This window comes from Actinomycetota bacterium (assembly GCA_041658625.1).
Taxonomy (GTDB): Bacteria; Actinomycetota; JAHEXW01; order JAHEXW01; family JAHEXW01; genus JBAZZW01.
Genome location: JBAZZW010000001.1, coordinates 291,438 through 305,552, shown reverse-complemented (window position 1 = coordinate 305,552; position 14,115 = coordinate 291,438). Strand labels below are relative to the sequence as shown.

At 57.3% G+C, this 14,115-nt stretch carries 7 protein-coding genes; 6 read left to right on the top strand and 1 reads right to left on the bottom strand.

Annotated elements, in window-relative coordinates; genetic code table 11:
- Nucleotides 1–32: 32 nt before the first annotated feature.
- Nucleotides 33–1,133 (bottom strand): hypothetical protein, encoded by a 1,101-nt coding sequence (locus WC891_01410; GenBank protein ID MFA5866613.1) that lies wholly within the window; start codon nt 1,131–1,133, stop codon nt 33–35.
- Nucleotides 1,134–1,313: 180 nt separating this feature from the next.
- Here WC891_01410 and WC891_01405 point away from each other — a divergent pair, with 180 nt between their 5' ends.
- From WC891_01405 to WC891_01380, 6 genes are all read left to right on the top strand, one after another.
- On the top strand, nt 1,314–2,177 hold the full coding sequence (locus tag WC891_01405) for a hypothetical protein (protein MFA5866612.1): 864 nt from the start codon (nt 1,314–1,316) through the stop codon (nt 2,175–2,177).
- 5 nt (nt 2,178–2,182) lie between these two features.
- Nucleotides 2,183–5,032: a cytochrome c3 family protein gene (locus WC891_01400; protein ID MFA5866611.1), complete on the top strand. Its 2,850-nt coding sequence runs from the start codon at nt 2,183–2,185 to the stop codon at nt 5,030–5,032.
- A 242-nt stretch (nt 5,033–5,274) separates the two neighbouring features.
- Nucleotides 5,275–8,640, top strand: a complete 3,366-nt coding sequence (locus WC891_01395) for a hypothetical protein (protein MFA5866610.1) — start codon at nt 5,275–5,277, stop codon at nt 8,638–8,640.
- Nucleotides 8,641–8,683: 43 nt separating this feature from the next.
- Entirely contained in the window at nt 8,684–10,561 is a 1,878-nt protein-coding gene (locus tag WC891_01390) for an FG-GAP-like repeat-containing protein (protein ID MFA5866609.1), read from the top strand.
- A gap of 228 nt (nt 10,562–10,789) precedes the next feature.
- Entirely contained in the window at nt 10,790–13,336 is a 2,547-nt protein-coding gene (locus WC891_01385) for a S8 family peptidase (GenBank protein MFA5866608.1), read from the top strand.
- Nucleotides 13,337–13,455: 119 nt separating this feature from the next.
- Entirely contained in the window at nt 13,456–14,112 is a 657-nt protein-coding gene (locus WC891_01380) for a hypothetical protein (GenBank protein ID MFA5866607.1), read from the top strand.
- The last annotated feature ends 3 nt before the right edge of the window (nt 14,113–14,115 follow it).

The following is a 14,115-nucleotide window of genomic DNA, read 5'->3' as shown; positions in this document are numbered from 1 at the left end:
GTTCGAGTGAGCGCCAGCGAATCGAGAACTTACTATCGGAGTGCCCAGTTAGGGGCGGAGTCTTTGCCCGTTGTGGTAAGCCGTTTGGTCTTTCCGTCTATACCGACCGACCAGATGTTGGTGGATGTTTCTTTCTTGCCGTTTTTCTCTTTAATCTCGCCCAGTACGAAGATCAGGGCGTCGTCCGCCCACACGAAGTCCGAAGCGAACCGCCAGTCTTTCAGGTTTGTAAGCAATCTCGCGCCTGTTCCGTCGGCCATGACCGCCGCCATGTTGACCGACTCTTTTTTCGCGCTCCAGGGCGGATTGACGGACGACAGAAAGGCTATCTGTCTACCGTTGCTCGACCAGGCCGGTTGCCAGCGCCAGGGACCGACGTCATCGGGTAAGTCAAGCTTGCGCGTCTCTTTCGTGGCGACGTCGATTACGTAAATGTCCGCCCTTTGTTCACCCAGGAACGATCCGAAAACGATCTGCTTACCGTCGGGCGACCAGCAAGGGCTGTTGGCGTCGCCGCCTTCGGGGGAAGGCAGCGTTATGTCGGCCTTGGAATCCGGATCGATTACGTGAATCGCGGCCTGGCTGGTCGGGCCGGACCGTCCTTGCGTATAGGCGATGCTCCGCCCGTCCGGGGACCATTGAAACTGCGTAACGTGACCTGTGACCAGGACGCGTTTCTTAGTACCGTCGCTGTTCATGATGAACAAATGGAAATCCTGCGTCGTGGTCTGCCGCGTGAAGATAATTCGTTTTCCGTCGGGCGACCACTGGGGGAAAGCGCCCCGGACCGCCAGTTTCATCCGCCCGTAGCCGTCGCCTTTCATCCCGTAGACGTCCTCTTTCTGGACAAAGACGATTTCCTTTCCGTCCTTCGACCATTGCGGGCTGGAATTCGCCAGCGAGTTGTCCGTAATCCTGGTCTGGCCGGTTCCGTCGGTGTTCATTACATAAATGGCCGACTCTTCTTGCGTGACGGATTTGGGGAAATCCCGCCGGGAAACAAAGGCTACCTGTTGACCGGTTTGCGCGCGGTTGGACGGTTTCCAAAATAACCAAGCGGACGCGCCCAGGATGACGGCGATGATGATGACAGAGGCCGTCAAGATGACGGCCTTGGTGACTTTTGGACTCATATTATGCTCCATTATACCACGTCGCGGCTTATTTTACGTGCCTTTAGATACAAGTAAAAGGGACGGCGATATCACCGTATTCGCTGATGGAACAGTATATGACCATTTACATATGGTCAAAAGCTTGTTATACTTGCTACAAGAAAACCCTCCCTGGTTTATCCGAGCCTGGAGACTGTGGTGACATTAATTACCGGAATCTTAAAGTTCGTGCGGCGCGAACGCGTGCTCACGGCAATCATCGCTGTTGTCGTTATCCTCCCCCTTCTTGTATTCGCGCTTATCACGCCGGTCAAGACGGGTACGGAGACGGTCTGCAAGTATAAACACCTGATCGACGACGGTACCTATACGAAATGGGTTTTCCGCTGGAATGCCGGTTCATATAATGTCGACGTCAAGGAATCGACCTGTCAGAAACATAAATATTTGGAAAGGTTGTGGGCTAAAGAAAAGGCGGCTAAGAAAAAAGGCGACTATAAAAAAGCCGCCAGCATCCTACAGACTATCAAGGTTACCGACCCGTCTTTTCCTGGCCTGAACAAGGAAATCGCCGACGTCGGCGTGCTGGCGGGCGGATCTTCACCGGGAAGCCAACCCGGCGGAACGCCGAGCAATCCGCCGCCCGCCGAAGACCAGCCGCCAGGTTACTCCGGGGACTTAAACGGCCTTTTCCCCAGCAGTCTGGCCGGATATACTCAGATTTCGTCGAGTAGCAGCGGCCTTAACGCCAGCCGTTTATACCAGTCGAACGTCGCTGTTCATCCGAAGGTATCGCTTCTGACCATTCAGCTTGACCAAGCCGGGTCTGAAGCGGAGGCCGGCGAGTTCATCAACACTCAGATTAAAACCTACTATGCGGCCGACCAGAGGACGCCGCAGATCAACGGCCAAACCGCTTTTTTCGGTACGGACAGTCAGAAACTGGCGGTGCTGGCCTACAAAGTAGGCGGGGTTGTCGTCATGTTGGAGATGCAATCAACCGGAGGTGCCCCTAAGGATCTTTACGGCGATCTAGTCGAATTGTCCAAGGACGTACCATGAGGCGGATGAGCGTCTTAAGAAAAATCATCATGATTCTCGCTCTCGTCATGGGAATCTTCAACCTGGCCGCGACCACTGCTCAGATTACGTCGCCGTTGTCGGGCCAGGCAGTCAGCGGGCCGTTACCTTTGATCGGCACGGCGTCCGCGGATATGCCGGCTTTCGACCATTACGTGCTCGAGTACGGTAAGGGTACGTCGCCGGTGTCCTGGCTGAAACACGGAACGTACACGACTCCGGTTACCGCGGGAACCCTGGCGACGTTCAACACCTACCGGCTGGAAAACGAGATGTATACGTTCAGGCTAACGGTGTTCGACGCGTTGGGAAATCAATCGTCCGCGACCGTCTCCGTAGCGGTTAACAATACGACGAGGCCGGGCCTCCCGCACGGCAACTATCAGATTGACAGCGATCTGTGCGCGCTGTGCCATGGCACCCATACCGGCATTTTCGCGCCCGGCATCCTCCGCTTCGGAGCGACGCGATTCCAGTCGCAACTTTGTTATACCTGCCATAACGGTACCGGAAGTGTCTACGACGTGGCGACGGAGTTTGACACGGGTTCCGCCCATCATCCGATTCAGGACACCGTTTATGCGGGCGACGCCCAACATACCATGAACTGTACGGATTGCCACGATCCGCACGGCAGCCAGGAAACGGCCGGCCGCTCCTATCCGGCGCTGCTTAGAAGCAAAGCCGCGGACGGCAGCGTATCCTACCAGGGCAATCCGTACTGCTATGCCTGTCACGGAGTAAACGGGATCATTGTCGACCGCCGTTATTTTGAAACCAACAACGGACACAACAACACCGACGCCGGCCAGACGACGGTATTTCCGGATCCCACGACCGGCACAAAGATCAAGTGCAGCATATGTCACGAGCCGCACGGAGGCACGCAAGCCAAACTCAGGGTCAACGCGGATAAGGATCTTTGCGGCGCCTGTCATCCGGAACCATCCCCATATACCATACGAGCCGACAATGAAGTCATAACCGGAGTTGGGTATCCTGAAACCGTCTTCGGCCAACCTTTCTACGCCGGGACGCGAGTCTTCTCGCAAGACACTTTCACAGTTTCCGGAGCAGCGCTAAAAGGACCGAAAGAATACAGGACGCCGACCCTGTCGTTTCCTCCCAGGTTGCGCGGTATCGCCGTCGGTGACGCGACCAATGTAGGCCGGAACGCCGTCGTCGGGACGATTACCAGCGGGGCTTCGAGCACCTTGGGCGTCTGGGTCAGGTCCGTCGACGGTTTTTCGTTGACGGCGGCCAAGATGTTTAGCAACCGGGGCGGTTACGGAGTTGCCGTCGGCGACGTCAATTCTGACACAAGCAACGAAACCGTCGTCGCGTTGATGGGCTCGCCGGGAGTAATCAGCGTTCTGAACATAATCGGTGATGCCGTGACCGGCGCGACTAACTACCTTACAGGGGGCAACGAACCTAGAAAGGTGGCCATCGGCGACATTACGGGAGACGGCGTACCCGAGGTTGTGGTCACCAATTACGGGACGAATAACATAACGGTCTTTAAGCAATCAGGCGCCGTCTTAACGAGAGTGGGGCCGTTTGCCGCCGGCGGCACGTATACCTACGGGCTGGCTTTGGGCGACGTTGACGGTGACGGTACCGCCGAGGTGGTCGTCGCCAATCACGGCTATGAAGGCCAAACCGCCTACAACGAAAATCCGCCTTATACGGCGGACAATATTACCGTTTTCAACGCCGACCTGAACGGAAATCTCACCTTGGCCGGGACTCTGGATAACGGGGACGCCACGGCCGCTTGGGACGTGGCCGTCGGTAATGTCATCGATAACGCGCCGGGCCAAGAGATCGTCGTCGTCGGCCATCCGATGTGGCCCAGCGGACAGACAGTTAACGGCAGGATAGCCGTCTTCAATATGAACGACAATAGCGCGCGCGCCTATGACGCCGGCGCGACCGACAGCAAAGGCGTCGCCATCGGCGACGTGAACGCGGACGGAAGCCCGGATGTCGTCGTGTTGAGCGCGAACGCGGTGTCCGTTTTTTCACACGGTGTGGCCGATCTGGCGGCGCCGTCCGTATATTCGATGGCCGGCATGAACACGGTAGGCCTGGCCGACGAACCGGGCCCGATTGCGCTCGGTGATGTAGTCAAAGCGCATCCATACGGACATCGTATTGAAGCTATGGGCGTCTGCACCGGCTGTCATGACCCTCATTCCGTGACGAAAGCCGCTCCCGTCTGGGGCTCGACGGGGTACGAGCCTGTTTACGGCGCGACAACCACCTATACGCTCGTGCCCCACGTCGTTAAGGACTACCAGCTCTGTTATAAATGTCACTCCGGCGCGTCGGTTCCGCTGGTCGGGCCGCGCGACGTAGCCGAAGAACTGAACCCGAACAACGCCTCCTATCATGCTGTCATGGCGGCCGGAAAACGGAGCGACATGCCGGCCGGTTCGTTCGTGGGCGCGTGGAATCAGACAAGCCGGCTCTTGTGCGGCGACTGTCACGGCAAAGACGCTTTGGCGCCGCAGCAGATGCGGCACGGCTCGGCCAACGCGTATTTCTTAAGGAAACCGTACGCGGGGTTGCCGCCATCCAATTCATATCTGTTGTGCTATACGTGCCACAATGTGACATTCTACGGCCCCGGCGCGGCGACGCCGGCGGGGAATTATACGTGGAACAGAATTGAAAGCGAAAAGGACCACCGGTTGCATAGCAACCGCGGCGTCAACTGCGCCACTTGCCATAACATGCACGGCAGCGCGACGACGTCCGGAATGATTCGGCCGGATATGAATATGGGCGGTTCCCCGCCCGGTCCGTTCACTTGCACGGTCGCCTGCCACTAAAGAATCTCCTCTCCTCTGCGGGGAGAGGATAAAGGTGAGGGGGCCAAAGTTCTCTGAAGCCCTCAAACCTTCTAGTAATTACACAATTTCTCCTGTTCAGACTTGACAACGGACCGGTTTTTGAGATAGAATCGTAACAACTGTAACAATAAATCGAGCCATTAGACTACGGTATGCCTGGAAGGCCTATGCGAACAGTAGAAACCCCGGGAGTTACCCGGACTCGGCTATTCTTACTCCCCTTGATAATCGCGGCAGTCCTGTACTTTTTCGTTTCAGGATCGGCGGTTGCCGTTGTCAACGGGGGCGGGCATACCGTTGTCTCGGGATCCAGCGCGACGTTCGGCAACACCGTCGCCTGGACGGACCTTCGGATCGGCTCCAACCCGCAAGTTTATTACAGAAACCTACCATCGGGCGCGGACGTGGCGCTCTATCCTAGCGGCAATTTTCAGGCCAGCATCGCCATCTACGGAAGCATTATCGTTTGGCATGAACTCGGAGACCTCTATTACAAGGATATCAACAGGGACGCTCCAGCCGGGCCCGCCCATCGTTTGACGACAACCTCCTCAACCAGCAAATCGTCGCCGCAGATCTTCGGCGACCGCGTCGTTTGGGCGCAAACCGAAAGCGGCCGGAATCAAATCTACACCAAACGCCTGGGGGATTCCGGCAACGGCACCCCGCTGGCACCGGACGCCGGCTTTAACCAGGGCAGCCCCGTCATCTATGGCGACTATGTCGTCTGGACGGAAAGCCCGTACGGGGGAGTAGGGTTCAACCTAAAGGCCAAGAATATCACGACTGGAACTACGGGCAGCTTGTGTACGGCAACGGAAGACCAGGTTGCTCCCGCCATCTACGGAACCGTTGCAGTTTGGGTTGATAGCAGGATCATAATCGACTGGGACCCGGGTCCTATTGGCATAGACAACCGTCCGGTCCAGCAGATATATTATTACGACCTGAAGGCCGGCCTGCCGCTTGATCCGGTGACCGCGGGAACAAGGCTAAGTTCCACTTCGGCAAACCAAACCCGGCCGACCGTGTCCGGCCGGAACATCGCCTGGCTCGAGACGCGGAGCTACGACGGCAATCCCATAACGGATATCTACCTGCGGCCGATAGGCGGAGCCGAGACTCGAGTGACCACCACCAATGGGCTGGACCACGGCAATCCTTCCATGCACCAGAATCTCATTTACGAAGAACAAGCATTCAACTCAGGCTCTTACAGTTGGGACATAATGCAGGGGAGCGCACCCGCTTCGGGCGCGCTAAGCAGCGTCACGGTCACCCCGGCCGACGCGACCTTGAAGGCCGCCGGGACGCAGGCATTTTACGCCCAGGGACATGACGCTAACTTCAACCCGGTAGTGACGACTTTCAGCTGGTCTGCCACGGGGGGCACGGCTAGTCCGACCCCCGGGGATGCGACGGTTTATACAGCCGGAAGCACGTTCGGCGACTTCTTCACCATAACGGCAGCTTCGGGCGGTTTTCAAGACTCGTCAGCCATAACGATAATGCAGACCCCTCTGGACCACGTTACGATAATCGCCGGACCCGATACTGTTCAAGCAGGCGGCACCGCGACCTATAGTGCTAAGGGCTACGACGATGCAGGGATTGAGATTCCCGGACTGACGTACAACTGGAGCGCGAGCGTCGGTTCCATAGCGCCGACGGGCGTGTTTACGGCTCCGCCCGAGACCGGTCCCTGCCAGATAACGGTCAGCGCGACTTCGGGCGCGACGAAGACGGCCACAAAAGGCATAACCATCTATGCCGGGCCTCTGGATCACCTGGATATCACCCCCGGGTCCGCAAGGGTCTTACACGGCGCCTCGCTCAACTTTTCCGTCCAGGGCCAGGACGTTTACCACAACGACATTGCCGGCCTGACTTACAACTGGAGCGCGGTCAACGGATCGGTTGCCCCCACAACCGGGTCGGCAACGACATATACCGCCCCGGCAACCGGAACGAGCGGCACAATTACCGTTACTTCAGGCGTAAAAACGCAAAACGCCATCATAACCTTGACTTATTTGGACCATATCGTCCTTACACCCGGTTCCTTGACGCTGCAGGCGGGAACCAGCCAGGCCGTTAGCGCGGTCGGCTACGATGCCGACAACAATGTCATCAGCGGATTGTTCTTTGACTGGACGGCCACGGGCGGGACGGTTCTTCCCGCCACCGGCGGCTCGACAACGTTTACGGCGCAAACCACGCCCGGCTCCGGCTTCACCATCACCGCGAGTTCGGGCGCCAAGTCTTCAACCCCTGCTCCGATCACCATTAATCCAGGACCGCTTGATCGTTTGCATATCACCCCCGCCGCCGCGGCGGTCTCCGCCGGCGGGACGCAACCTTTCTCGGTCCAAGGGGAAGACATATTCGGCAACTCGATATCAGGTTTGACGTATACCTGGACCGCGACCGGCGGAAGCGTTTCACCCGGCACGGGATCTTCAACGACTTTTACCGCGCAAACCACGCCCGGCTCCGGCTTCACCATCACCGCGAGTTCGGGCGCCAAGTCTTCAACCCCTGCTCCGATCACAATTAATCCAGGACCGCTTAACCACATCGACGTTACGCCTAGTTCAGCCATTTTGTTGTCTGGGGCGACGTCGAACTTCACGGCCAGCGGGCAAGATGTCTATCACAACGCCATCAGCGGACTCCCATACATCTGGTCCGCGACCGGCGGCGGCGTTTCGGCGACCGGGCCTTCGATGACTTATACGGCCTGGACGACGGCGGGGACATATCAAGTCACCGCGACGGCGAACGCGGTTCCCGGATCATCCGCGGTAACGATTCCGGCCATCGACACTGACTTCCCCAACGGGCGTGTCATAAAACTGGATGGAAGCAGCGCCGTGTATTTCGTGGACGGAGGCAAAAAGCGCCCGATCTCCAGCGGCTTGAGCTTCATTTCCAACGCTTTCAGTTGGGACAAGATCAAGACCGTCACCCAACCTGTGTTTGACAACATTCCGCTAGGCGAACCGGTCATGGTTAGGCCCGGGATGGTCGTCAAGGGACCGAATGACCCCGCCTGCTACGTGACCGACAACGACGGCGATTTGACAACGAAACATCCGATAGGGGACGCCGGCATCTTCAGCAGCTACGGCCTGCGCTGGGAGGACCTCATCGTCCTCACCCAGGGCGAGATAGATGCGCTTTACGACAGACCCCCGATATCATATATGCAGACACATCCCAACGGGATGTTGGTGCAGGTCGACCCTTCCCCCGCCGTCTATTTCATCGAGAACGGGCACGCCCGTCCCATCGGTAGCGCCTTTGCCTTTGACTCATGGGGCCTGCGCTGGGACCGCGTCTTGAAGATATCTGCCACCGAACTCACGCAGTATACCCCACCCTCTGAGTTCCTCACCCTGCGCACCGGCACGCTGGTAAAAGGCTCCGGCAGCGGCGTCTTTATCATCGACTGCGACAGCCCGGTGCCCTACAAGCGCCCGATCTCGTCCGGCGCCGTCTTCACGACCTACGGGCTCTCCTGGTCGGATATCAAAACCATCTCGGACCCGGAACTCGATGCCTATGTAACGATATCTCCGCTCTGATGTAAAATAGAACCAAGGAATAACCGTTAACGAGGGGAGAATCATGGGCCGGGGGTCAGGTCGCGTTTGGCGACAAATGTTTCTCACGGTTTTCTTTGCCTCTGTTATGTTCACCCTGGGCGCGGGACTGTCCCCTGAAGCGATTGCCCTTGAGAAAGATTTCACCGGCGACGCCAAAAGCGACCTGGGCGTACTCTACGACTACGACCAGGGCACCAGCAAGTTCTGGACCTTCACGAGCGACGGCGCCAATTTCACCCCGGCAATCTCGTGGGCCAGTAATCCCGGTTGGTTCAACGCCAAGAGGTCCAAGGTCGTCAGCGGCGACTTCAACGGCGACGCTAAAAGCGACCTAGCAGTCCTTTACGACTACGACGAAGGCACCAGCAAGATCTGGACCTTCACAAGCGACGGCGCCAATTTCACCCCGGCAATCTCGTGGGCCAGTAATCCCGGTTGGTTCAACGCCAAGAGGTCCAAGGTCGTCAGCGGCGACTTCAACAACGACGGCCTGGACGACATCGCCGTGCTCTACGACTACGGCGGCGGGACCAGTAAGATCTGGACCTTCACGAGCGACGGCACGAACTTCACCCCGGCTATCTCATGGGCTAGTGAACCTGGTTGGTTCACTGCCTCCCGTTCCAAGCTTGTCTCCGGCGATCTCAACAACGACGGTTTTGACGACTTATCCGTGCTCTACGATTACGATGGCGGAACCAGTAAGATCTGGACGTTCACCAGCAACGGTGTGAACTTCACACCGGCTATCGCCTGGGCGAGCAATCCGGGGTGGTTCAACGCCAAGCGGTCCAAGGTTGTCAGCGGTGACTTCAACGGCGACGCTAGAAGCGATCTGGCTGTTCTCTACGACTACGGCGGCGGGACCAGTAAGATCTGGACCTTCACGAGCGACGGCACGAACTTCACCCCGGCTATTTCTTGGTCGAGCAATCCCGGCTGGTTCACAGCCTCCCGCTCTAAGATAGTCAGCGGCGATTTCAACGGCGACACCAGAAGCGATCTGGCTGTTCTCTACGACTACGACGGAGGCACCAGCAAGATCTGGACCTTCAAAAGCGACGGCACTAATTTCACCCCGGCTATCTCATGGGCCAGCAACCCGGGCTGGTTCACGGCCCCCCGCTCAAAACTGGCCGACGAAGCCGACGACGACGTCTTTATGACTCGCCCGATCGACTATGTAATCGGGTACTCGGTTCTCGGACGTCCTATTATGGCAACGAGAATAGGCTACGGAAATCGCCGGTATCTCTTTATCGGCGTGCATCACGGCGACGAACCGCAAGGCGGCCGGGTGCTGGAACTCTTCCGTAACCATCTGATAGCACACCCTGAGGTAATCCCGGCGGACGTCGAGGTATGGATCCTGCCTTACTTAAATCCAGATGGATTGGCAAGCGGTACTCGTTGGAACGCGCGCGGCGTTAACTTGAACCGTAACTACTGGACAAATGATTGGGGCTTATATGACGTAACCTCGTTGTCCATACTGGAGATGTCGGGCCTTGCTCCGATGAGCGATATGTCGGCGATTGTTACCGGAACGCCGTTTACGTTTAACTACCCTGGGCCACAGCCTTTTTCTGAACCGGAGACCGCGGCTATCGCCAATCTTTGCGCGGGGACAAGTTTCCGGGCTATGATTTCAATCCACGACATGGAGGGGAACGTTTATTGGGGACAGCATGGGCAAGACTTGGCGTATCTCTACTCGGCCAAGACAGGACTCCCGGTCGCCGGAGGGCTTTTCATATCCGGAGACGCTACAAGATGGATAGGTCAAGCATATGGCAGCCCGGCGATTACCGTGGAGATGACGGAAGAACAGGTTTACGCTAGTCCTACCACTACCTTTAACGTCTTCCTGCCTGCATTTATGGAGACGCTGGGCTATTAGCCTGGGTTTTTCTGATAAAATTAATATGATGTACCGGTCGGCCTGCACTGGGAGGACCTGGTCGTCCTCACAGGCGGAGAGATCGCCGACTACATGACCTCCGACCCGATCTAAAGGAGTAACACCGCTTATAATTCCTCAAAGATGTGCAAGTAAATACTTACTTTTTTCGCGATATCTCTCAACATGGCCTGCTAGCGCGCCGATATTAACTATGAGGTGGGAAACATGAAGCGTCTGTGCGCTCGTCCCGTAAAAATCGAAAAACTGCTGATGACGGCCGCTATTGCCGGTTTTGCGACTATTTTGGCGTTTATGCCAGTCGCGTCCGTCTACGGACATGAACGCACTTCAGACGCGATAATTGTTAAATACAAAGCCGGGGTGCTGCCGGCACAGTCGCAGGCGATTAATAAGAAACACGGTCTGAAGACTGAAGCGACGATCGGCAGGCTAGGTGCGCAAGCCGTTGACATAACGGACATAATGCCGCTTGAGCTAAAGATTCAGGAGCTAAAGCTTGACCCCGCCGTCGAATACGCCGAACCTGACTACCGGCGGAGCGTTTCCATTACCTCTCCCAACGATACCTATTACTACTCTTATCAGTGGAACATGCCTAAGACCAGGACGGATTATGCCTGGGACATCCAAAGAGGCAGCTCCGGCGTGGTTATCGCGATTGTTGATACCGGCGTTTCTTTAACCCACCCCGACTTCGCCGGCAAACTGGTAGCCGGTTATGACTTTGTCGCCGGCGACCCTGATCCGACCGACGAAAACGGTCACGGGACGCATGTAGCCGGCATCGCGGCCGCGAACACGAATAACGGCATCGGGGTCGCCGGTATGTCCTGGTACAGCCGGATCATGCCGATGCGTGTGCTGGACGCCAGCGGAAACGGCTATGATTCGGACATCGCCAACGGAATTACCTGGGCGGCCGACCACGGGGCAAAGGTTATCAACATGAGTCTGGGCGGACCCTCCAGCTATCCCCAGACTCTTCAGAACGCCGTTAACTACGCTTATGCCCGCGGTGTTACGATTGTAGCCGCGTCCGGCAATAATCCTACCGGGGAGATAACCTATCCCGCGGCTTGCAGTAACGTTATTGGGGTAGCCGCGACGGATAGCACTGACAATAGAGCAAGTTTCTCGAACTACGGTTCTTTTGTTGACGTGGCCGCTCCGGGGGTCAGTATTGCCAGCACTTATTGGTCAGCCGGCGCAAACACCTACGGGACGGGCAGCGGCACCTCGATGGCCAGCCCGCACGTCGCCGGCTTGGCTTCGCTGGTTCTGGCGCAGTATCCGAGCGCCACACTTGACCAGGTGGAGGCGGCCATCGAGACCACGGCGGTGGACCTGGGAACCCCAGGCCCCGACAATTACTATGGCTACGGACGGATCGACTCCTACGCCGCGCTCAATTACAGCGGTTTTGCCGTCGACCACTTCACCGTCCAAGCCGGCAGCCCTCAAACGGCCGGCAGCTCGTTTTCCGTGACCGTTACCGCCAGAGACCCCGCCGGCGCGGTTAAGACGGGCTTTGCCGGCTTGGCGTCTTTGACCGATATCTCCGGCACGATCTCTCCGGTTCAAACAGGTAATTTCACAGCGGGCGTTTGGACCGGCAACGTTACGATCACCAAATCCGGCGCGACCGCGATAACCGCTTCGTACGGATACCCACCCAGGACGGGAACCAGCTCAACGATTACAATCAACCCGGCCGCCCTGAACCATCTGTCGATCGCTCCGGTGTCGGTTGCCGTTCAGCCTGGTCAGACGCAGGCGTTTACCGCTTCGGCTTATGACGTTTACAATAATCCCATTTCCGGCCAGATACTTAATTGGAGCCCGGCGGGCGGGACGGTCAATCCCGCCACCGGAGTCGGCACGACCTATACGGCCGGCTCGACGCGCGGCAGTTTCCTGCTAACGGCGAGCGCCTCCGGGTATAGCGCGACCGCGACGGTCGTGGTCGGTTTGATCGGCGCCCATCCCAACGGCATGCTTGTAAAGGTGGCTGGCGCTCCCGCCGTCTATTTCCTGGAAATGGGCTTAAAGCGGCCGATCGGCTCGGCGACCGCCTTCAACGCCTTCGGCCTCCGCTGGGACCGCGTTATCGAGATATCGCAGTCCGAGCTTAACAGCTACCCGGACGGCCTGGCCCTGGGTTGCCGTCCCGGCACTCTGATTAAAACGCCGTCAAAACCGGACGTCTATGTAACCGATTACGATTACGTAAACTTGCATTATATCGCCCGGCCTATTGTCTCGGCGCAGGTTTTCTCGCAGGTCGGTTTGGGATGGTCGGATATCTTGCTAGTGACCGACAGTGAACTCGCCAGCGGATATACGATCGAGGATCCGCTTGTCAACGCGACGCCGAAGCCTGAGGGCTGTCTGATAAAAGTCGCCGGCGCCCCGGACGTCTATATCATGGAAAAAGGCTTAAGGCGGCCGATCTCGTCGGCTATCGCGTTCATTTCTAACGCTTTGAACTGGGGCAAAATCATCGTTATAGGACAAACAGAGATGAACGGCTATCCGGTCGGCCCGGTTTTGAACACAAGACCCGGCGCGGTCATCAAGGACGACGAACCCACCGTGTTTGTCAGCGATTACGATCCGGCCACCGGCACCACGTATAAGAGGACGGTCGTCTCGGCCCAAAAATTCACGGCTTACGGCCTTCGCTGGGAAGACATAGTTGTCGTTACACCGTCTGAGATCCATGATCTTTTCGACTGGCCGCCGATTGAATAAATTAGTCCAATTAATGGGACAATCGTCCGTATAGGTTTTTGACGAGGTCAGATAGATAAGGTATGCTATTAGTTGGGCCAAACGACCAGCGCGAGCCTGATTAAAGGAGTCGTTCGGCCATGAAGAAGAAGACAAAGAAAATCGCGGCCTTTTGGCTGACGACTATTGCTGTCGCCGGCTTATCCGCGGTAGCGGTTTACGGATACTTCGCCGGGTGGCTGGACGACCAGACACCGGCGAAGTCATCGTCTAAAAATAACTCCAAGGTTACCGCCTCAGCGACCGCGGACAGAAGCCGGGACACCGGAACGACGGAAACCGCCGGCGCCGATTCCTCGTACGTAAATTCAAGGTACGGCTATGCGGTTGACGAACCGGCCGAATGGACCGTAGTGCAGAGCGCCAACGGCGACGGCATAACGGCGACCGCGCCGGACAAAACCGCCGTCATACGGATTTACGGGTTTAATAATTCAACATTCAGCCTGACTAAGACGGCCGATCAGATGGCCGAGTCGGAAAGGCAGACCCATCCGGGCGTGGCGGAGACATCCAGGACGGAAATAATAATCGACGGCCATCCGGCGCTTGAGGTCGTTTGGAGTTTTGCGGCGGTCGGTGAAGACGCGCCGTTGACCGGGGAGCTGCGTAAAAAGGTTGTTTACTCGTTGAAGGACGAGGCGGGCTACGCCTTGGAATACACGGCGGAAGCCGGATCTTACGAAAAATTTGCCGGCTATTTTACCGAACTGGCGTCGACCTTCAAGTTGAAATAGGGG